Genomic DNA, 20,228 nt, shown 5'->3' on the forward strand with positions numbered 1-20,228 from the left:
CTCGGCGGACGCGGTGGCCGGTCCCACTGAACGGATGGGCCATACTTGAGGCCGCGCCCGCGGTCACCCGCCCGGGCTCCGACCACCGAGGAGAACCCGCAGCAGTGACCACCTTCGACGGCATTTACCGCGCCATCGCCGACATCGCTGCGGGACGGGCTGTGGTCGTGGTGGACAGCGAGGACCGCGAGAACGAGGGCGACCTGATCTTCGCCGCCGAGCTGGCGACCCCCGAACTCATGGGCTTCCTCGTCCGGTACTCGTCGGGCTACGTGTGCGTGGCGCTCGAGGCCGAGGACTGCCTCCGACTGGACCTGCCCCCCATGCGGGCGATCAACGAGGACCGGCACGACACGGCGTACACGGTGACCGTCGACGCGCGGACCGGCGTGAGCACGGGGATCTCCGCCGCCGACCGCGCGCGGACCGCGCGGCTGCTCGCCTCGGACGAGGCCGTCCCCGGGGACTTCACCCGGCCCGGGCACGTGGTCCCGCTGCGCGCCCGGCCGGGCGGCGTGCTCACCCGTCCGGGGCACACCGAGTCCGCGGTCGACCTCGCGCGGCTGGCCGGCCTCCGCCCCGCCGGCGTCATCTGCGAGATCGTGTCCGAGGAGGACCCGACCACCATGGCCCGGACCCCCGAGCTCCGGCGGTTCGCCGACGAGCACGGGCTCGCCCTGGTCACCATCGAGGCGCTCCAGGCGTGGCGGCGCGCCAACGAGGTCCAGGTCATCCACGAGGCCGCCGCGCGGATCCCCCCCCCCGCCGGCACCATGACCGCCCACGGGTACCGCGACGTCCTCCAGGGGGTCGAGCACGTGGCCATGGTCGCCGGCGACGTCTCCGGCGACGCGCCCGTCTCGGTCCGCATCCACTCGGAGTGCCTCACCGGCGACGTCTTCCACTCCCTGCGCTGCGACTGCGGCCCCCAGCTGGACGCCGCGGTGGCGGCCGTCTGCGAGGAGGGTCGGGGCGTGGTCCTCTACATGCGTGGACACGAGGGCCGGGGCATCGGCCTGGTGCAGAAGCTCCGCGCCTACCAGCTCCAGGACGACGGCCGCGACACGGTGGACGCGAACCTGGACCTCGGGCTGCCCGCCGACGCCCGCGACTTCAGCCTCGCGGCGCAGATGTTGCGGGACCTCGGGGTGACCCGGGTCCGGCTCATGACCAACAACCCCGCCAAGGCCGACGCCCTCGGGGTCGGGGGCGTCGAGGTGGTCGAGCGGGTGCCCATGCCGACCGCCGTGACCCCCGAGAACCTGCGGTACCTGCGCACCAAGCGGGACCGGATGGGGCACCTGCTGGAGGGGCTGGACGAGGAGTTCGGTCCCGGGACCGACGGAGAGGATCGGCGATGAGCGGCAGCGGTAGGCCGGAACTGGTGATCCCCGACGCCCGCGGGTTGCGGCTGGGCGTCGTGGCGTCCACCTGGCACGACGAGATCTGCACGCAACTGCTCGACCGGGCCCTCGCGGTGGCGGAGGCCGCCGGCGTGCCGGTCACGCTCACCCGCGTCACCGGGGCCGTCGAGCTCCCCGTGGTGGCCCAGGAGCTCGCCCGCACCCACGACGCCGTGGTGGCGCTGGGGGTGGTGATCAGGGGCTCGACCCCGCACTTCGACTACGTGTGCCGGTCGGTGACCGACGGTCTCACGAGGATCGCGCTCGACGAGTCGACGCCCGTCGCGCACGGCGTCCTGACCACCGAGGACGAGGACCAGGCCCGGGACCGCGACGGACACGACGGCGCCGCCGAGGACAAGGGCGGGGAGGCGGTCGCCGCGGCGCTCGGCGCCGCCCTCGCGCTCCGCGCCCTGAGGTCGGGCCGATGACCGACTCCTGGGACTTCGACCACCGGCCCCGGCGCCTCCGCGTGACGGTCATCGCCCTCGCCGTGGTGATCGTGCTGGTCCACGTGGCGTGGGCGTTCGTCCTGGTCCGCGGTGACACGGGCGTGACGGTCGGGGTGGCCGATCAGCTCGCCTTTGTGGTGGTGGGGTTGATCTTCGCCGGCGTCCTCCTCACGCTGCTGCGCATCAGGGTGCGGGCGGGCGAGCAGGGCGTCGAGATCCGCGGACCGCTGCGGTCGCGGGTGTGGGGCTGGGAGGACATCGTGGGACTCACGTTCCCGCGCTCCAGTAAATGGCCGCGCCTCGAGCTGCCCGGCTACGAGCACGTGGGCATCTGGGCCATCCAGTCGGTCGACGGGCAGGACGGGGTGGACGCCATGAGCGGCCTCCGCGAGACCGTCCGCCGGTACAAGCCCTCGGCGGCCGATCCCGAGACCGTCGCCGACCGCTGACCCCCGTGGCCGATCCGCGCACCTACCGGCCGGCCCCCGGCTCCGTCCCCACGGAGCCGGGGGTCTACCGCTTCCGTGACGAGCACGGCCGCGTCATCTACGTGGGCAAGGCCAAGAACCTGCGGAGCCGGATCGGGTCGTACTTCGCCGACCTCACGCTCCTGCACCCGCGGACCAGGAGGATGGTCACCGCGGCGGCCGGGGTCCAGTGGACGGTGGTGTCCACGGAGGTCGAGGCGCTCCAGCTGGAGTACACGTGGATCAAGAAGTACGACCCGCGCTTCAACGTCCGGTACCGCGACGACAAGACGTACCCGCTGCTCGCCGTGACGGTCGGGGAGGAGTTCCCCCGGGCCTTTGTCTACCGCGGCCCGCGCCGCGCGGGTACCCGCTACTTCGGCCCCTACTCGCACGCCTGGGCGATACGCGACACGCTCGACACCCTGCAGCGGGTGTTCCCGGTGCGGTCCTGCACGGCCGGGGTGTTCAGGCGGCAGGCCCAACTCGGCAGGCCCTGCCTGCTCGGATACATCGACAAGTGCGCGGCCCCCTGCATCGGGCGGGTGACGGCGGACGAGCACCGCGCCATCGTCGACGAGCTGTGCGACTTCCTGTCCGGGCGGACGGACGTCATCATGCGCCGGATCGAGAAGCGGATGCTGGAGGCGTCGGAGGGCCTGGACTTCGAGCGCGCGGCGCGCCTGCGGGACGACCTCGGCGCCATGCGGCGCGCCATGGAGAAGCAGGCCGTGGTCCTGGGCGACGGGACCGACGCGGACGTCGTGGGGGTCGCGGCGGACGAGCTCGAGGTGTCCGTGCAGGTGTTCCACGTCCGTGGGGGCCGGATCCGCGGCCAGCGCGGCTGGGTGGTCGAGCACACCCACGGGGTCGGGGCGGACGGCCACTTCGACCCCGACGCCGCGGTGCCGGGCGTGGTCTCCGACTACCTCGCCCAGTTCTACGGGGGCGAGGCCGACCTGGCGGGGGCCTCCGACTCGGCCGCCGACATCGCCGCCGCCGTACCCCGCGAGGTGCTGGTACCGGCCCTCCCGGAGGACTCCGCCGAGCTCGCGGACTGGCTGTCCGCCCTCAGGGGGTCCCGGGTCTCGCTGCGGGTTCCGCAGCGCGGGGACAAGCGGTCGCTCGCGGAGACCGTCCACCGCAACGCCGTGGAGGCGCTGACCCAGCACAAGCTCCGCCGCAGCGGCGACCTCACCGCCCGCTCGGCCGCGCTGCAGGAGATCCAGGAGACCCTCGAGCTGGACTCGGCGCCCCTGCGGATCGAGTGCGTGGACATCTCCCACACCCAGGGCACCGACGTCATGGCGTCGCTGGTGGTGTTCGAGGACGGCATCGCCCGCAAGAGCGACTACCGCCTGTACCGGATCCGGGAGGCCGCCGGCGACGGGCATTCGGACGACGTGGCGAGCATCGCGGAGGTCACCCGGCGCCGGTTCCGCCGTCACCGCGAGGAGCCGACGGTCACGCCGGACGACGCGGACGGACCCGTCGACGACGAGGGGGCGCCCGAGGGGGGCGGACCCGCATCGGCCACGCCGTCGCGTCGGTTCGCCTACCCGCCGCAGCTCTTCGTGGTGGACGGCGGCCGACCCCAGGTCGAGGCCGCCGCCGAGGTCCTCGCCGAACTCGGCGTGACCGACGTCCCGGTCATCGGGATCGCGAAGAGGCTCGAGGAGATCTGGCTGCCGGGGGAGGAGTACCCGGTGATCTTCCCCCGGCAGGGGGAGGGGTTGTTCCTCCTGCAGCGCCTCCGCGACGAGGCCCACCGCTTCGCGATCCGCGCCCACCGGGGAGCCAGGTCCCGGCGCATGACCACGTCCGTCCTCGACGACGTGCCCGGGCTCGGGCCCGCCCGGCGGGCCGCCCTGCAGGAGCGGTTCCCCACCGTGTCCGCGCTGCGTGCGGCCGGTCCGGCGGAGCTGTGCCTCGTCCCGGGGATCGGCCCCGGGGTGGCCGAGGCGATCCGCACCGCGCTCGGTTCGGAGGAGCCGGGGCCGGACGTTCCGGCGGCCGACGTGGAAGACTCGCAGGGGTCGCCCGACGAGGGCGGTACGACGACGTGAGGTGGCACGATGGACGGGAACGACGAGGGACGTGAACTCCTCCTCATCAGCGGGATGTCGGGGGCCGGCAAGGGCACCGCGTCCAAGGTGCTCGAGGAGTTCGGCTGGTACGTCGTGGACAACCTGCCCCTGGAGTTCGTGGCCGACCTGATCGACCACATGCAGGGCGCGGAGGACGGGCCGAAGCGCCTGGCCGTGGTCGCGGACGTCCGCAGCCTGGGTTTCGACGAGCACATCGGCGGGCTCCTGCAACGGTTCGACGGTCGGCCGCAAGCGAAGGTCCTCTTCCTGGACGCCTCGAACGAGGCGCTGGTCGCGCGGTTCAACAACGTGCGCCGGTCCCACCCCCTGCAGTCCGGCGACGGCCTGATCGACGGGATCCAGCGGGAGCGGAAGGTCCTCGAGGGGATCCGAGGCCGGGCGGACGTCGTGGTGGACACCACCAAGCTCAGCGTGCACGACCTCCGGCACCGACTCGAGACCCCGTTCGGCGACCTCGGGTTCGACTTCCACCTCACGGTCGAGTCGTTCGGGTTCAAGTACGGCGTGCCCGTCGACGTGGACATGCTGCTCGACATGCGCTTCCTCCCCAACCCGCACTGGATCCCGGAACTGCAACCGCACACGGGCCGCGAGAAGCCGGTCAGGGACTACGTCCTCGCGGACGAATCGATCGAGGAGTACCTCCGATCGGCGGTCACCATGATCAGGCTCGCCATCCACGGTTACCGGCGCGAGGGCAAGCGGTACATGACCATCGCGGTCGGGTGCACCGGCGGGAAGCACCGCAGTGTCGCCGTCTCCGAGTCCCTGGCCGGCCGGCTCTCGGGTCTCGACTCGGTCGACGTCCACGTCCGCCACCGCGACCTCGGACGGGAGTGAGCCGGCGATGACCGGGGACACGACGCCCGTGGGCTCCCGCCGGATTCCCTCGCTCGTCGCGCTCGGTGGCGGCCACGGACTGTCCGCCACCCTGCGCGCCGGGCGGATCGTCGCCGAGGAGGTCACCGCCGTGGTGACCGTCGCCGACGACGGTGGCTCCTCCGGCCGCCTGCGCCGCGAGCTCGGCATCCTCCCTCCCGGGGACCTGCGGATGGCGCTCTGCGCGCTCGCCGCCGACGACCCCGAGCACGCCCGCCTCACCCGGCTCTTCCAGCACCGGTACGGCGGAACCGGCGCGTTGGCCGGGCACGCGGTGGGCAACCTCGTGTTTGCCGGGTTCTGGGAGATGCTCGGCGACCCCCTGGAGGCCCTCGAGGCGGTCGGGTCGATCCTCGGGGTGACCGGCCGGGTGCTGCCCATGTCCCCGGTCGCGCTCGACATCGCCGCCGAGGTCGTGGGGCTGGAGGCGGACCCCCGGGTGGTCCGGACGATCATCGGCCAGGTCGCCGTCGCGACCACGCCCGGGAGCGTGCGGCGGGTGAGGCTGATCCCCGCCGACCCGCCGGCCGCGGACGGCGTCGTCGAGGCGATCGAGGGCGCGGACATCGTCGTGCTGGGCCCCGGATCGTGGTTCACCAGCGTCATCCCCAACACACTGGTTCCCGAGATCGCGGCGGCGCTCGCGCGCACGGACGCCACCAAGGCCCTGGTGCTCAACCTCGCGCCGCAGCCCGGTGAGACGGCCGGCTTCTCGGCCGAGCAACACCTCCACGTCCTGCGCCAGCACGCCCCGGAGGTCGACTTCGACGTGATCCTGGTGGATCCGAGGATGCCGCTGAGCGCGACGGAACGCGAGCACCTCGACCGCGCCGCCGCCGGGCTCGGAGCGCGCGTCCTGACCGCGGAGATCGCCGAGACCGGACCGGATGGGACCATGAGATCGGTCCACGACCCGGTCCTGCTCGCCGCCGCTCTCGCGGGCGCGGCATCGGCGGGGGCCGTCCGATGACCCCAGAACGAAGGAGCAGGGCGTGTCGCTGACCGCACAGGTCAAGTCCGAACTGGTGAGGGTCCCCGTGGGGAACTCCGAGACCAGGAGGGCGGAGGTCGCCTCCCTCCTCCGGTTCGCGGGGACGCTCCAGGTCCTGTCCGGCCGTCTCGTGATCGAGGCCGAGGTGGATTCGGGTGAGATCGCCGACCGACTGTCCGGAGAACTCGACTCGCTGTTCGCGGTGTCGTGCGAGATCCACCCGATCGGGGGAGCGGACGGGAGGCCGGCGCGCAAGTTCGTGCTCCGCGTGATCGACCGGGGCACCGACCTCACCCGCCAGCTCGGGCTGGTCGACAACGCCGGACGCACGGTCCGGGGGTTGCCGGCGGCGGTCGTGGGTGGATCCGTCGCCGCCGCGGAGGCCGCGTGGCGCGGGGCGTTCCTGGCGCACGGCTCGCTGACCAAGCCCGGTCGGTCGTCGGCGCTGGAGCTCACCGCTCCCGGAGCCGAGGCGGCGATGGCGCTGGTCGGGGCGGCTCGCCGTCTGGGAGTCACCGCCAAGGCCCGCGAGGTCCGCGGCGGCGACCGCGTGGTGATCCGCGACTCGGAGGCGATCGGCGTCCTCCTGGCCCGGATGGGTGCCACCGCGACCAGGGACATCTGGGAGGAACGCCGCTCCCGGGGTGAGGTCCGCGCCACGGCCAACCGGCTCGCCAACTTCGACGACGCCAACCTCCGGAGGTCGGCGCGGGCGGCGGTCGCCGCCGCGGCCCGCGTGCAGCGCGCCCTGGAGATCCTCGCGGAGGACGTCCCGGACCACCTGCTGGCGGCCGGCGAGCTTCGCGTGGAGCACCGGCAGTCCTCCCTGGAGGAGCTCGGCCAGCTCGCGGACCCGCCCATGACCAAGGACGCGGTGGCCGGGCGTATCCGGCGGCTGCTGTCGATGGCCGACCGCAAGGCCGCCGAACTGGGCATCCCGGACACCGAGTCCGTGGTGACGGAGGACATGCTCGACGACAACTGACCCGGGCCCCGCGGACCCTGCACGCGCTCCACGGCCGGCGGGTAGTCTGAGTCACGTCCCCGGGCCCCATCCGGCCGTCGGGGCTCCACAGCTCGCACCACCGACCTCGCACCACCCACCTCGCATCACCAACAAGGAGACATCACGTGACCGTGCGCGTAGGCATCAACGGATTCGGACGTATCGGCCGCAACTTCTACCGCGCGGTGGAGGCCCTCAAGGCCGAGGGCAAGACGGATATCGAGATCGTCGCCGTCAACGACCTCACCACCAACGACATGCTCGCGCATCTCCTCAAGTACGACTCGATCCTCGGTCGCCTGGGTCAGGACGTCACGTTCGACGACTCGTCGCTCACCGTCGGTGGCGTGACGATCGGCGCCCTCGCCGTCAAGGAGGGGCCCGCGTCCGTGCCGTGGGGTGACTACGGCGTCGACGTGGTGGTCGAGTCGACCGGCATCTTCACCGATGCCGAGAAGGCCAAGGGCCACCTCGAGGGTGGCGCCAAGAAGGTCATCATCTCGGCGCCGGCCAAGAACGAGGACATCACGATCGTCATGGGCGTCAACGACCACCAGTACGACGGCTCGCAGACGATCATCTCCAACGCCTCCTGCACCACCAACTGCCTCGCCCCGGTCGCCAAGGTGCTTTCGGACGAGTTCGGGATCGTCAAGGGCCTCATGACCACGATCCACGCGTACACCCAGGACCAGAACCTCCAGGACGCGCCGCACAGCGACATGCGTCGCGCCCGCGCCGCCGGCATCAACATGGTCCCGACCTCCACCGGTGCGGCCAAGGCCGTGGCGCTGGTCCTGCCCGAGCTCAAGGGCAAGTTCGACGGGTACGCCGTCCGCGTCCCGCTGCCCACCGGCTCGCTCACCGACCTCACCGTGGAACTCGAGAAGAAGGCCTCGGTCGAGCAGGTCAACGCGGCCATCAAGGCCGCCGCGGAGGGTCCCATGAAGGGCATCCTCAAGTACACCGAGGACCCCATCGTCTCCTCGGACATCGTCGGCGACCCGCACTCGTCGATCTTCGACGCGCAGCTGACCAAGGCGCTCGACGGCCAGATCAAGATCGCCTCGTGGTACGACAACGAGGGGGGTTACTCCAACCGCCTCGCCGACATCATCGGCCTCGTCGGCAAGTCGCTCTAGGAGCCCTCGGGCCTGACGCGCCACGCACGACAACCGGGCCCGGTCCGGGAACGCCACGCGCGTCCCGGCCGGGCCCGGAGCACATTCCCACCACCGCCTTTCCGACAGGAGTCCACCCCATGGCAGTGAGCACGCTCTCCGACCTGCTCGACGCGGGCGTCGAGGGTCGCAAGATCCTCGTCCGCTGCGATCTCAACGTCCCGCTGGACGGGTCCACCATCACCGACGCGGGCCGGATCACCGCGTCGTTGCCCACCCTCAACGCGTTGCTCGACGCCGGTGCCGCGCTCGTGATCACCGCGCACCTCGGCCGGCCGAAGGGCGGGGTCGACCCGGAGTTCTCGCTGGCCCCCGTCGCCGAGAGGCTCGGCGAGGAGCTCGGGCGCTACGTGCAACTCGCCGGGGACGTCGTGGGGCCCGACGCCCGCGAGCGCGCGAACGGGCTCACCGACGGGGACGTCCTCCTGGTGGAGAACGTCCGGTTCGATCCCAGGGAGACGAGCAAGGACGAGTCCGAGCGCGCGGAGTTCGCGGCCGAACTCGCGGGGCTGGTGGGCGAGGACGGGGCCTTCGTCTCGAACGGTTTCGGTGTGGTGCACCGGGCCCAGGCCTCGGTCTACGACGTCGCGAAGCTGCTCCCCTCCTACGCCGGCGACCTGGTGCAGAGCGAGGTCGAGGTCCTCACGAACCTCACCGGGGACGCGCAGCGGCCCTACGCGGTGGTGCTCGGCGGCTCCAAGGTCTCCGACAAGCTCGCGGTGATCGAGGCCCTCGCGCCCAAGGTCGACACGCTCGTCATCGGGGGCGGGATGTGCTTCACCTTCCTGGCCGCGCAGGGCCACGGCGTCGGCTCCTCGCTCCTGCAGGAGGAGCTGATCGACACCTGCAAGGACCTCCTCGAGAAGTTCGGCGACGTGATCACCCTCCCCGTGGACGTGGTGGTCGCCGACGGGTTCGCCGCCGACGCCCCGCACGAGACGGTGCCGGCCGAGTCGATCCCCGACGGCACGATGGGACTCGACATCGGCCCCGCCTCCGTCGCCCTGTTCGCCGAGAAGCTCACCGTCGCCAAGACCGTGTTCTGGAACGGGCCGATGGGCGTGTTCGAGTTCGAGGCGTTCTCGGCCGGGACCCGGGGGGTCGCGGAGGCGATCATCACCGCCACCAGGGACGGCGCGTTCTCCGTGGTCGGAGGTGGCGACTCCGCCGCGGCGGTCCGCACCCTCGGCCTGGGCGAGGAGAACTTCTCGCACATCTCCACGGGTGGCGGCGCCTCCCTCGAGTACCTCGAGGGCAAGGAACTCCCCGGCGTCACCGCCCTCGAGCGCAGCAACTGATCCGGCACGGCCTACCACAGGAGAGAACATGGCACGCACCCCGCTCATCGCCGGCAACTGGAAGATGAACCTCAACCACCTGGAGGCCATCGCGCTCGTGCAGAAGGTGGCCTTCGCGCTGCCGGAGAAGTACCTGCAGAAGGTGGACGTCGCGTTCATCCCCCCGTTCACCGACATCCGCGGCGTCCAGATCGTGATCGAGGGCGACAAGCTGGGGTTCGCCTACGGCGCGCAGGACGTGTCGGTTCACGACTCCGGCGCGTACACCGGCGAGATCTCCGCGGGAATGCTGGCCAAGCTCGGCTGCACCTACGTGGTGGTCGGACACTCGGAGCGTCGCGAGTACCACGCCGAGACCGACGAGCTGGTCGCGGCCAAGGCCGCGGCGAGCCACAAGCACGGCCTGTCCCCGATCGTGTGCGTGGGCGAGAAGCTCGAGGTGCGCGAGGCGGGTGACCACGTCGAGGTGGTGGTGGAGCAGCTCAAGGGCTCCCTGGCCGGACTGACCCGGGAGCAACTCGCCGCCACCGTGATCGCCTACGAGCCCGTGTGGGCCATCGGCACCGGCAAGACGGCGTCGGCGGCCGATGCCCAGGAGGTGTGCGGAGCGATCCGCTCCGCACTGTCCGACATCGCCGATCCCGAGACGGCCGAGGCCATGCGCGTGCTCTACGGGGGCAGCATGAACGCCTCCAACGTGGGCGAGCTCCTCGCGCAGCCCGACGTGGACGGGGGCCTGGTCGGCGGCGCGTCGCTCAAGCCCGACGAGTTCGCGCAGCTCTCCGCGATCGCCGCCGGCGGCCCGCTGCCCTGACCTCCCACCGCCCGGCGCGTCCGCCCTCACCCGGCCGGGCGCGCCGGGATTCGTCCTGGAGACCCGACCGGGTAGTCTGAACCGGTCGTCCTCCGACCGCCCGACCTGACGTAAGGCCCGATCCACACATGAAGCTCGCCCTGGACATCTTCCTCATCGCCACCAGCCTGCTGTTGATGCTGTTCATCCTGCTGCACCGCGGCAAGGGTGGCGGTCTGTCGTCGCTGTTCGGCGGCGGCGTCCAGTCCAGCCTCTCCGGTTCGAGTGTGGTCGAGCGAAACCTCGACCGCGTGACGGTGGTCATGGCGGTCCTCTGGGTCATCGCGATCGTCGCCGTCGGACTCATGGTCCGCTTCGGCTGACGCCCGCGGGCGTCAGCCCAGCCCGGACGCCGCGCCCTCGTCCAGGTGATAGGTGGTGGACTCGAGGCCCACCGCGCCGGCCACCGGCCAGTCCGTCGGGGTGGCCCCGCGGAGTCCGTGGGCGACCGCCTCCGCCTTGCCCTCGCCGGCGGCCACCACCAGGACGTGCCGTGACCTCCGCACCGCCGGGAGCGTGAAGGTCATCCGCTCCGCGGGCGGTTTGGGGCAGTCCCGCACCCCCACCACCAGGCGGTCCGACTCCGCCACGGCGGGAGTGTCCGGGAAGATCGAATCGATGTGCCCCTCGGGCCCCATGCCGAGGATCGTCACGTCGAAGATCGGGTCGTCCCCGCCCGGGAGCTCCAGCGACTCGAGGAACCGCGCGGCGGCGGCGTCGACGTCGTCGTTCTCCGCGGAGCGGGCCGGCCACCGGCGCACGGTGGGGCGGTCGCCGAGCGCGCCGAGCAGCGCCTCGTCGAGTTGACCGTCGTTGCGATCCGGATGGTCGGCGGCGACGAACCGCTCGTCTCCCAGGAAGATGGTGACCCTGTCCCAGTCCACGTCCGCCCGGGCGAGGGCCGCCGCGGTCGCCACTCCCACCGACCCCCCGGTCAGCGACAGGACTGCCCGCCCCGAGGCGGCGATCCGGTCGGCGAGGTGGTCGGCCGCCTCCCGGGCGGCCGCGCCGGCCAGGACGCCGGCGTCAGGGTGGACGAGGTGACGGATGGGGGGCATCGATACTCCTGAGGGTGGTGGACTCCGGTGGGGTGCGGCGGCGGCCCGGTTCAGCGGACCGAGGCCGACGTGTAGATCACGCGGTCGTGGTGGGCGAGGGCGTCGGCGTAGACGCCGTCGGTGTCCATCCGGCGGAGTTCCTCGGCGAGGCAGTCCGCCACGCTCCGCTTGACCAGCGCCACCCGGGTGGGGGCCTCACCGGTGATCCGCAGCTCGGCGGCGGTGGGGCTGACCTGCTCGAGGACGATCGATCCCGAGGGGCGTTCGAGGACCACCATCCGGGGACCCACCGCCCTCAGGACGTCGATCCCCAGGCGGGAGGCGAGCCAGCCGCCGGCGAGGTCGACGGAGGCCGCGCGCTCGGGCCCACACACCGTGGCGCCGGTGATCGGCTCGTACGGCGGGCGGTCCAGGGTCGCGGCGAGCAGGGAACGCCAGTGGGTGATCCGGGCCCACGCCAGGTCGGTGTCACCGGGGGAGTACCCGGCCGCCCGCTTGGCCAGGGCGTCGGTCGGGTGCCCCTCCGCGTCGGAGTCCACGATCCGGCGCCGCGCCAGGCGCCCCACCCTGTCCTCCGAGAGCAGGGTCGGCGAGTGCCGGGGCCACCACACGGCGAGCGGGGTGTCCGGCAGGAGCAGTGGGGTGATGAGCGAGGCGGACTGGGAGGCCATCGCCCCCGAGGTCCGCAGCACCACGACCTCGGCGGCGCCCGCGTCACCGCCGACCCTGATCTGGCCGTCGAGGCGGTCCGCCCTTGCCCGCCGGCCGCGGATCACCACGATCACCCGGCACGGGTGCTCGCGGCTGGCCTCGTTGGCCGCCTCGATCGCCGACTCGCTCCCGCGGACGTGATCGGTGAGGACGACCAGCGTGAGGACGCGGCCGATGGTGCTGAGCCCGGCCTCCTCGCGGATCTGCACGAGCTTCTTGGCCAGCTCCCGGGTGGAGGTGTCGGGAAGGTCGATGATCATGGTCGCCTCCAGGCGCGGCCGGTGCGGGCCAGGATCTCGTCGGCGCCACGCGGGCCCCACGTGCCGGCCTGATACTGCTCCGGCGTGCCACCCGCCGCCCACTCCTCCAGGACGGGGTCGAGGAGCATCCAGCTCAGCTCCACCTCGCGCGAGACCGGGAACAGCGACGGCTCGCCCAGCAGGACGTCGAGGATGAGGCGCTCGTACGCCTCGGGGGAGGACTCGGTGAATGCCTCGCCGTACGCGAAGTCCATGTTGACGTCCCGGACCTCCATCGCGGTGCCCGGCACCTTGGAGCCGAAGCGCAGCGTGACGCCCTCGTCGGGCTGGACGCGGATGACCAGGGCGTTCTGCCCCAGCTCCTGGGTCATGGTGGCGTCGAACGGCAGGTGCGGGGCCCGCCGGAACACCACGGCGATCTCCGTGACGCGTCGCCCGAGTCGCTTGCCGGTCCGCAGGTAGAAGGGGACCCCGGCCCACCGCCGGTTGTGCACCTCCAGCGTGATGGCGGCGTAGGTCTCGGTGGTGGAGGACGGGTCGTACCCCTCCTCGTCCTTCAGCCCCTCCACCTGCTCCGATCCCTGCCATCCGCCGGAATACTGGCCCCGGGCCGCGGTCTGGGAGATCGGCAGGGCGAGCGAGGTGGACTCGAGGACCTTGGTCTTCTCCGCGCGCAACGCGGCGGCCGAGAAGTCCGTGGGTTCCTCCATGGCCACCAGGGCCATCAGCTGGATGAGGTGGTTCTGGATGACGTCGCGGGCCGCGCCGATCCCGTCGTAGTACCCGGCCCGCCCGCCGAGCCCGATGTCCTCGGCCATGGTGATCTGCACGTGGTCCACGTGGTTGGCGTTCCACACCGGCTCGAAGAGCTGGTTGGCGAAGCGCAGGGCGAGGATGTTCTGGACCGTCTCCTTGCCGAGGTAGTGGTCGATCCGGAAGACGGAGTCCTCCGGGAAGACCGCGCCCACCACCGCGTTGAGCTCGCGGGCACTGGCCAGGTCGTGGCCGAAGGGCTTCTCGATCACCACCCGGCGCCACGAGCCGTCCCTCGACCTGGTGCACCCGGTCCGGTCGAGGTGCCGGCAGACGGTGGGGAAGTCGTCGGGGGGGATCGACAGGTAGAACGCGTAGTTCCCGGCGGTACCCCGTTCCGTCTCCGGCGCGGTCAGCACATCCGCCAGGCGGTCGAAGCCCTCGTCGTCGTCGAAGGTTCCGGTGACGAACCGCAGCCCCGCCGCCAGTTGGTCCCAGACGTCCTCCCGGAACGGCGTCCGGCACCGGTCCCGCGCGTGCTCGCGGGCGAACTCGGCGAACTCGGCGTGGCTCCACCGCCGGCGGCCGAAGCCGATGAGCGAGAACCCCGGCGGGAGCAGGCCGCGGTTGGCGAGGTCGTAGACCGCGGGGATGAGCTTCTTCTTGGACAGGTCGCCGGTCACGCCGAAGATGACGAGGCCGGAGGGTCCGGCGATGCGGGGGAGTCGCCGGTCCCTCGGGTCGCGGAGCGGGTTCGCCCACTCGCCCCGGCCGGTGTCGTCGTCGGCCGGGGCGAGCGGGTTGTCCTGTCCGGTCACGACCCCGACGGGATCTCGTCGATGCGCGCCCTGACCGTGGCGAGCAGGTCGTCCCACGCCGCGACGAACTTCTGCACGCCCTGCCGTTCCAGGAGGGCGAAGACCTCGTCCAGGTCGATCCCTTCCGCCCGCAGCGCCTCCAGGGTGGCGCGGGAGTCGGCCCCGGTGCCCCGGACGGTGTCTCCCTCGAGGACGCCGTGCTCGGCGAACGCCTCGATGGTCGGGAAGGGCATGGTGTTGACCGTGCCGTGCGTGACCAGCCCGCTCACGTACAGGGTGTCGGGGTAGGCGGGATCCTTGACGCCGGTAGAGGCCCACAGCAGGCGCTGGGGGCGCGCGCCCCGCGCGGCGAGCGCACCGAAGCGCCCGCCGGTGTCGTAGACCTCGTCGTAGACGTCCTGGCAGAGGCGCGCGTTGGCCAGGCCCGCCCGGCCGCGCAGGCCGGAGCCGTCGGCCAGGCGGGAGTCGATCTCGGTGTCCAGACGCGAGACGAAGACCGAGGCCACCGAGTGGAGGGAGGCGAGGTCGTGCCCGGCGGCCGCCGCCTTCTCCAGGCCCGCCAGGTAGGCCTGTGCCACCGCCCGGTACTGCTCGGCGGAGAAGACCAGGGTGACGTTGACGTCGATCCCGCGACCGATCACCTCGGTGATGGCCGGCAGGCCGGCCGCGGTGGCGGGGATCTTGATCATGACGTTGGGCCGGTCCACCGCCGCGGCGAGCTCGACGGCCTGGGCCACCGTCCCCTCCGTGTCGTCCGCCAGTCGGGGGTCGACCTCGAGGGAGACGCGACCGTCGACGCCGTCGGTGGCCTCGTAGACACCCGCGAGCACGTCGCAGGCGTCCCGCACGTCCGCGGTGGTGAGCGCCCGGACCACCGAGTCGAGGTCGCGGTCCGCACGGACGGCCTCGGCGAGGGCGGACTCGTAGGCCGACGAGTCGCCCAGCGCGGACTGGAAGATAGCCGGGTTGGTGGTCACCCCGACCACCGAGTAGGCGGACATCCGCTTCTCGAGCTCGCCGGAGACCAGCAGCTGGCGGGACAGGTCGTCGAGCCAGACCGAGACCCCGGCGGCGCTCAGCGCGGCGAGATTGGCGTTGGTCATCGTCCCTCCCCGTTGACGGCCGCGAGTGAGTCGCGGGCTGCGGCGGCGACCGCGTCGCTGGTGATCCCGAATTCGGTGAACAGTGTCTGGTACGGCGCGGACGCCCCGAAGTGCTCCAGCGACACCGCCCGTCCCGCGTCCCCCAGGAACCGGTACCACGGCATCGCGATGCCGGCCTCGACGCTCACCCGGGCCCGGACGGACCGGGGCAGGACCGACTCGCGGTACGCGGCGTCCTGCTGGTCGAAGAACTCGACGCACGGCATGGAGACGACCCGCGTCGGCACGCCCTCGGACTCGAGGACCTCGCGGGCGGCCACGGCGAGGTGGACCTCGGACCCGGTGCCCATGAGGATCACCTCGGGGGTGCCGGTCGACGCCTCCGCCAGGACGTAGCCGCCGCGCTCGACGCCCTCGCGGGCGAGTTCGGACGTTCCCTCCAGCACGGGGACGTCCTGCCTGGTCAGGCACAGCCCCTTGGGGCCGTCGAGGGCGACGAGCATGGCGCGCCACGCGGCGGCCGTCTCGTTGGCGTCGGCCGGGCGGAGGATCGCCAGCCCGGGGATCGCCCGGAGCGCGGCCAGCTGCTCGACCGGCTGGTGCGTGGGGCCGTCCTCGCCGAGCCCGATCGAGTCATGCGTCCACACGTAATACGCGTTGCTGCCCTGGAGCGCGGCGAGCCGCACGGCCGGGCGCATGTACTCGCTGAAGATGAGGAAGGTGCCGCCGTACGGGCGGGTGGGGCCGTGGAGGGCGATGCCGTTGAGGATCGCGCCCATGGCGTGCTCGCGGATGCCGAAGTGCAGGTTCCGGCCGTACGGGGAGGCGGTCCACGTGTCGGTCGAGATGGAGGCGGGGCCGAAGGAGTCGGCGCCCTTGATGGGCGTGTTGTTGGACCCGGCCAGGTCCGCGGAACCGCCCCACAGCTCGGGGAGGGTGGCGGCCAGAGCCTGGATCGCCGAGGCCGAGGCCTTCCGGGTGGCCACGCCCTTGGGATCGGCCTCCCACGTCGGCAGGCCGGCGTCCCAGCCCTCGGGCATCTGCCCCGAGTACAGCCGGTCGAAGAGCGCCTTGGCCTCCGGGTTGGCGTCGGCCCACGCGTGGAACATGTCGCTCCACTGGGCGTGGACACGGGCGCCGCGGTCACGGGCGGTCCGCGTGTGGGCGATCACCTCGGCGTCGACGGTGAACGGCTCCGTGCCGCCCATGCCGAGCGCCTCCTTGACCGCGTCCACCTCCGCCTGTCCGAGGGCCGCGCCGTGCGAGGCGCCGGTGTTCATCATGGTGGGCGCCGGGTAGGCGATCACGGTGCGCAGCACGATGATCGAGGGCTTGTCCGTGACGGCGCGGGCGTCCGCGATCGCCTCCTCGATCGCCGCGATGTCCTCACCACCGTCGACGGTCTGGACGTGCCAGCCGTACGCCTCGTAGCGGGCGGCGACGTCCTCGGAGAAGGCGATCCGGGTGTCGTCCTCGATCGAGATCTCGTTGCTGTCATAGACCGCGATGAGGTTGCCGAGCTGCTGGGTGCCGGCGAGCGACGACGCCTCGGCCGTGACCCCCTCCTGGAGGTCGCCGTCGGAGGCGATCACGTAGATGAAGTGGTCGAACGGGCTCTTGCCGAGCGGGGTCTCCGGGTCGAACAGGCCCCGCTCGTACCTGGCGGCCATCGCCATGCCCACCGCGGAGGCCAGGCCCTGGCCGAGCGGTCCGGTGGTGATCTCCACGCCGTCGGTGTGGTTCCACTCGGGGTGGCCCGGGGTCTTGGACCCCCAGGTGCGCAGGGACTTGAGGTCGTCGAGCTCGAGCCCGAAGCCGGCCAGGTAGAGCTGGACGTACTGGGTGAGGGAGGTGTGCCCACACGAGAGGACGAAGCGGTCACGGCCTACCCACCTGGGGTCGGCGGGGTCGTGGCGCATGACGCGCTGGTAGAGCGTGTAGGCCAGGGGGGCCAGGCTCATGGCCGTTCCCGGGTGACCGCTGCCGCAGTTCTGCACGGCCTCGGCGGCCAGGACGCGCGCGGTGTCGACCGCACGGGTGTCGAGGTCGGTCCAGTCGGACGGGTGGCGTGCAGTGGTGAGCTCGGTGATCTCCGACGCGCTGGTCACTTGTGGTTCTCCCGGGTCGAGGGTGCGGCGCGGATCCGCGCGTATGTCGTGCCCCACCTTAGTGGTCGCGGCCGCTCGGGGTCGGGCGGTCCCCGCCCCCGCTCGTTCGCGGACCTCACGGGCGGGACGTAGTATCTGCTGGGTAGTGCGTTGACATCTGCTGCGAGGAGTTCCGGTGCACGAATCCACCCCGACCCGGAGTGGGGGGCCGTCCGTCTCCCCTCCAGAGTCCTCGGGGCGGCCGGCTCCGGCGAGCGGGCGCGCCCGCGGAGTCGACGTCGTCATGTCGTACATCGCGCTGACCAAGCCGCGCGTCATCGAGTTGCTGCTGGTGGCCGCCATCCCCGCGTTGCTGCAGGCCGACCGCGGCGAGGTCCACCTGTCGCTGGTGCTGCTCACGCTCGTCGGCGGCTGGCTGGGCGCCGCCAGCGCCAACACGCTCAACATGGTGGTCGACGCCGACATCGACAAGGTGATGAAGCGGACGGAGCGCCGCCCGCTGGCCCGTCACGCCGTGAGCACCCGGGCCGCCCTGATCTTCGGCCTGGTCCTGGGGGCGGCGTCGATGCTGTGGCTCGGCCTGCTGGCCCACAGCTGGCTCGCCGCGTTCTTCATCCTGCTCACCATCTGCTTCTACGTGTTCGTCTACACGATGATCCTCAAGCGCCGCACCGCGCAGAACGTGGTGTGGGGCGGCGCGGCCGGGTGCATGCCCGTGCTCGTGTCGTGGGCCGTGATCACCGACAACCTCCCCGGGGATCAGCCCCACAACTGGTGGCAGGCGATCGTCCTGTTCCTCATCATCTTCTTCTGGACTCCGCCCCACACCTGGGCGTTGGCGATGCGGTACAAGGAGGACTACGAGGCCGCCGGCGTGCCCATGCTGCCGGTGGTGATGTCCGCCGAGGGCGTGACGCGCCGCATCACCATCTACACCTGGGTCACGGTCCTATGCACCCTCGCCCTGCTGCCCGCGGCGGGCTGGATCTACGCCGCGGGGGCGCTGGGGTTCGGGGTCTGGTTCATCGTCATGGCCCACCGGCTGGAGGCCGGGGTCCGACGTGGGGTCGAGGTCAAGCCCCTCAAGCTGTTCATCCTGTCGAACAACTACCTCGCCGGCGTCTTTGTGGCGCTGTCGGTCGACGCCGTGCTCGGACTCGAGACCCTCTCGGAGATGTTCTCCCTGTTCTGAGCGTCCGCGTTCCGCCCCGTCAGCGGGTCGGGTCCAGCGTGATCGACCCGGTCGTGGCCCGCGACTGCAGGGCGCGGTGGGCGTCGGCGGCCTCGGAGAGCGCGAAGGTGGCGCCCACGGTCAGTCGGAGGGTCCCGTCGACCAGCGCCCCCATGACCTCCGCCGCGCGGTCGCGGTACTCGTCCGCCGTCGCGATGTAGTCCGCGAGGGTGGGCCGGGTGAGGAACACCGAGCCGGCGGCGTTGAGCCGCTGCGGGTCGACCGGGGGGACGGGCCCGCTGGCGGCCCCGAACAGCACGAGGCTCCCGCGCCGCTCGAGCGAGGCCAGGCTGGTGTCGAAGGTGTCCCGCCCGACGCCGTCGAAGACCGCGGAGACCCCGCCGTCGGACAACTCCCGGACCCGCTCGGCGGTCGCGTCGGGGTAGAGCAGGACGTGATGGGCGCCGAGGCCGCGGCAGAGTCCGGCCTTCTCCTCGGTGGAGGTGGTGGTGATGACGCGGAACCCCCGCGCCACCGCCATCTGGATGAGCAGCTGTCCGACGCCCCCCGCGCCCGCGGTGATCAACACGGTGTCGCCGCCGACCGCGCGGTGGGTGTCGGTGATGAGGTAGTGCGCGGTGAGCCCCTGGAGGAGCATCGACGCCGCCACGGGGTCGTCGACGCCGTCGGGGACGGCGACGAGCGCTTCCGCCGGCGCCACGACGTACTGCGCGTAGGAACCGGGGACCTGGCACCAGGCCACCCGGTCTCCGACGACGAGGCCCCGCGCCTCCGCGCCGACCGCCTCCACCACGCCAGCACCCTCGCTCCCGGGCACGAACGGCAGGTCCCGCGGATAGATGCCCTCGCGGAAATACGTGTCGATGAAGTTCACGCCGATCGCCGTCGTCCGCACGAGCACCTCACCCGGACCAGGTGCGGGCGGGTCGAGCTCGACGGGGACGAGGACCTCTGGTCCACCGTGACGGGAGATCTGGATGGCGCGCATGGGGCCCAGTATCCGCGACCACGCCCGGTCGCGCAGCCCGGCCGGGCGGGCCGGGGTCCGGGCCAGGGTGCGGGCACTCCGGGAGCGGCGGACCGGCCCCGGACGGGGAGGCGATAAGGTACCCCCATGAGCCTGCAGATCCTTTCCCAGTACGCCGGGGGACCGCGAGTCCGGGCGACCGGGTGGCCCGCCATCACCACCAGCGGATCGAGTGCCGCGCCGACGCCCGCGCAGGCGCCCGCCGCCGACGAGGCGGCGCCCGCTGTGGAAGCGAGCCCTGAGGAAGCGCCCGCGGCGGAGAAGCCCGCGGCGCCGGGCGAGACGGCCTCCGCCGCGCCCCCCGCCGCGCCCCCCGCCGCGGCTGCGGTCGCCGGGGGCGCCATCGCCCTGGGACGACGCGCTCCCCGGGCCCCGGGCGGCGCGGTGTCGACGCTCCACGGGAACCGGGTGACCGAGATCGAGGGGAGCGGCGCGACGACGCCGGCAGCGGCGCCGTCTACGGCGCCTGCGGATCCCGGCACGCCGGCCGGGAGCACGGCCGCGCCCGCCGCGCCCGCCGCGCCCGCCGCGCCCGCCGCGCCCGCCGCGCCCGCCGCCGC

The 20,228-nt window shown here is 72.4% G+C and carries 18 protein-coding genes and 1 pseudogene; 13 read left to right on the plus strand and 6 right to left on the minus strand.

The annotated features are described in order from the left end of the window. Positions 1–104 precede the first annotated feature (104 nt). From Q0444_RS05880 to secG, 11 genes are all read left to right on the plus strand, one after another. Positions 105–1,361 carry a bifunctional 3,4-dihydroxy-2-butanone-4-phosphate synthase/GTP cyclohydrolase II gene (locus Q0444_RS05880; protein ID WP_299022108.1) on the plus strand — a complete coding sequence of 419 codons (1,257 nt, stop codon included), beginning with the start codon at positions 105–107 and terminating at the stop codon, positions 1,359–1,361. Further along, on the plus strand, positions 1,358–1,834 hold the full coding sequence (ribH, locus tag Q0444_RS05885; protein WP_291082386.1) for a 6,7-dimethyl-8-ribityllumazine synthase: 477 nt from the start codon (positions 1,358–1,360) through the stop codon (positions 1,832–1,834). Before Q0444_RS05880 ends, ribH begins: the two co-directional genes overlap by 4 nt. Further along, positions 1,831–2,304: a PH domain-containing protein gene (locus Q0444_RS05890; RefSeq protein ID WP_291082383.1), complete on the plus strand. Its 474-nt coding sequence runs from the start codon at positions 1,831–1,833 to the stop codon at positions 2,302–2,304. The genes ribH and Q0444_RS05890 overlap by 4 nt, the downstream gene beginning before the upstream one ends. Positions 2,305–2,309: 5 nt before the next feature. Continuing rightward, positions 2,310–4,388, plus strand: a complete 2,079-nt coding sequence (gene uvrC, locus Q0444_RS05895) for an excinuclease ABC subunit UvrC (protein WP_291082380.1) — start codon at positions 2,310–2,312, stop codon at positions 4,386–4,388. A 9-nt stretch (positions 4,389–4,397) separates the two neighbouring features. Then, positions 4,398–5,270, plus strand: a complete 873-nt coding sequence (rapZ, locus tag Q0444_RS05900; RefSeq protein ID WP_299022112.1) for an RNase adapter RapZ — start codon at positions 4,398–4,400, stop codon at positions 5,268–5,270. 7 nt (positions 5,271–5,277) lie between these two features. After that, positions 5,278–6,279, plus strand: coding sequence for a uridine diphosphate-N-acetylglucosamine-binding protein YvcK (gene yvcK / locus Q0444_RS05905; RefSeq protein WP_299022113.1), 1,002 nt, complete (start codon positions 5,278–5,280; stop codon positions 6,277–6,279). 22 nt (positions 6,280–6,301) lie between these two features. Further along, the gene (gene whiA / locus Q0444_RS05910; RefSeq protein ID WP_291081864.1) at positions 6,302–7,285 is read left to right on the plus strand and encodes a DNA-binding protein WhiA; all 984 of its coding nucleotides are present in this window, start codon (positions 6,302–6,304) and stop codon (positions 7,283–7,285) included. Between the two features lie 146 nt (positions 7,286–7,431). Next, entirely contained in the window at positions 7,432–8,448 is a 1,017-nt protein-coding gene (gene gap, locus Q0444_RS05915; protein WP_299022116.1) for a type I glyceraldehyde-3-phosphate dehydrogenase, read from the plus strand. Between the two features lie 119 nt (positions 8,449–8,567). Beyond that, on the plus strand, positions 8,568–9,785 hold the full coding sequence (gene pgk, locus Q0444_RS05920; RefSeq protein WP_291081868.1) for a phosphoglycerate kinase: 1,218 nt from the start codon (positions 8,568–8,570) through the stop codon (positions 9,783–9,785). A 28-nt stretch (positions 9,786–9,813) separates the two neighbouring features. After that, the gene (gene tpiA / locus Q0444_RS05925) at positions 9,814–10,599 is read left to right on the plus strand and encodes a triose-phosphate isomerase (RefSeq protein ID WP_291081870.1); all 786 of its coding nucleotides are present in this window, start codon (positions 9,814–9,816) and stop codon (positions 10,597–10,599) included. Between the two features lie 128 nt (positions 10,600–10,727). Next, the gene (secG, locus tag Q0444_RS05930) at positions 10,728–10,961 is read left to right on the plus strand and encodes a preprotein translocase subunit SecG (RefSeq protein ID WP_291081872.1); all 234 of its coding nucleotides are present in this window, start codon (positions 10,728–10,730) and stop codon (positions 10,959–10,961) included. A gap of 12 nt (positions 10,962–10,973) precedes the next feature. Here secG and pgl read toward each other — a convergent pair whose 3' ends face one another. Genes pgl through tkt form a run of 5 tightly spaced genes read right to left on the minus strand, consistent with a single transcriptional unit; the run spans position 10,974 to position 17,449 of the window. After that, positions 10,974–11,696, minus strand: coding sequence for a 6-phosphogluconolactonase (gene pgl / locus Q0444_RS05935; RefSeq protein ID WP_291081874.1), 723 nt, complete (start codon positions 11,694–11,696; stop codon positions 10,974–10,976). A gap of 50 nt (positions 11,697–11,746) precedes the next feature. Further along, entirely contained in the window at positions 11,747–12,667 is a 921-nt protein-coding gene (locus tag Q0444_RS05940; RefSeq protein WP_349679614.1) for a glucose-6-phosphate dehydrogenase assembly protein OpcA, read from the minus strand. Beyond that, positions 12,664–14,238 carry a glucose-6-phosphate dehydrogenase gene (zwf, locus tag Q0444_RS05945; protein WP_291081876.1) on the minus strand — a complete coding sequence of 525 codons (1,575 nt, stop codon included), beginning with the start codon at positions 14,236–14,238 and terminating at the stop codon, positions 12,664–12,666. The genes Q0444_RS05940 and zwf overlap by 4 nt, the downstream gene beginning before the upstream one ends. Beyond that, positions 14,235–15,341, minus strand: coding sequence for a transaldolase (tal, locus tag Q0444_RS05950; protein ID WP_291081878.1), 1,107 nt, complete (start codon positions 15,339–15,341; stop codon positions 14,235–14,237). The genes zwf and tal overlap by 4 nt, the downstream gene beginning before the upstream one ends. Beyond that, positions 15,338–17,449, minus strand: a complete 2,112-nt coding sequence (tkt, locus tag Q0444_RS05955; RefSeq protein WP_299022121.1) for a transketolase — start codon at positions 17,447–17,449, stop codon at positions 15,338–15,340. The genes tal and tkt overlap by 4 nt, the downstream gene beginning before the upstream one ends. A 175-nt stretch (positions 17,450–17,624) precedes the next feature. Here tkt and Q0444_RS05960 point away from each other — a divergent pair, with 175 nt between their 5' ends. After that, positions 17,625–18,641, plus strand: a complete 1,017-nt coding sequence (locus tag Q0444_RS05960; protein ID WP_291081882.1) for a heme o synthase — start codon at positions 17,625–17,627, stop codon at positions 18,639–18,641. A gap of 19 nt (positions 18,642–18,660) precedes the next feature. On the opposite strand, the gene Q0444_RS05965 is transcribed toward Q0444_RS05960, so the two are convergent. Beyond that, positions 18,661–19,629 (minus strand): quinone oxidoreductase, encoded by a 969-nt coding sequence (locus tag Q0444_RS05965; RefSeq protein ID WP_291081884.1) that lies wholly within the window; start codon positions 19,627–19,629, stop codon positions 18,661–18,663. 126 nt (positions 19,630–19,755) lie between these two features. On the opposite strand from Q0444_RS05965, the pseudogene Q0444_RS05970 reads away from it, so the two are divergent. Then, positions 19,756–20,228 (plus strand): annotated as a pseudogene (locus tag Q0444_RS05970) (hypothetical protein); the annotation flags it as partial.

The organism is uncultured Dietzia sp., assembly GCF_937873725.1.
Classification (GTDB): Bacteria; Actinomycetota; Actinomycetes; order Mycobacteriales; family Mycobacteriaceae; genus Dietzia.

Bases quoted from the DNA above. Each gene is read 5' to 3' on its own strand.
- ribH (WP_291082386.1), top strand. From the start codon at position 1,358: ATGAGCGGCAGCGGTAGGCCGGAACTGGTGATCCCCGACGCCCGCGGG.
- Q0444_RS05890 (WP_291082383.1), top strand. From the start codon at position 1,831: ATGACCGACTCCTGGGACTTCGACCACCGGCCCCGGCGCCTCCGCGTG.
- rapZ (WP_299022112.1), top strand. From the start codon at position 4,398: ATGGACGGGAACGACGAGGGACGTGAACTCCTCCTCATCAGCGGGATG.
- yvcK (WP_299022113.1), top strand. From the start codon at position 5,278: ATGACCGGGGACACGACGCCCGTGGGCTCCCGCCGGATTCCCTCGCTC.
- pgk (WP_291081868.1), top strand. From the start codon at position 8,568: ATGGCAGTGAGCACGCTCTCCGACCTGCTCGACGCGGGCGTCGAGGGT.
- tpiA (WP_291081870.1), top strand. From the start codon at position 9,814: ATGGCACGCACCCCGCTCATCGCCGGCAACTGGAAGATGAACCTCAAC.
- secG (WP_291081872.1), top strand. From the start codon at position 10,728: ATGAAGCTCGCCCTGGACATCTTCCTCATCGCCACCAGCCTGCTGTTG.
- pgl (WP_291081874.1), bottom strand. From the start codon at position 11,696: ATGCCCCCCATCCGTCACCTCGTCCACCCTGACGCCGGCGTCCTGGCC.
- Q0444_RS05940 (WP_349679614.1), bottom strand. From the start codon at position 12,667: ATGATCATCGACCTTCCCGACACCTCCACCCGGGAGCTGGCCAAGAAG.
- tal (WP_291081878.1), bottom strand. From the start codon at position 15,341: ATGACCAACGCCAATCTCGCCGCGCTGAGCGCCGCCGGGGTCTCGGTC.
- Q0444_RS05965 (WP_291081884.1), bottom strand. From the start codon at position 19,629: ATGCGCGCCATCCAGATCTCCCGTCACGGTGGACCAGAGGTCCTCGTC.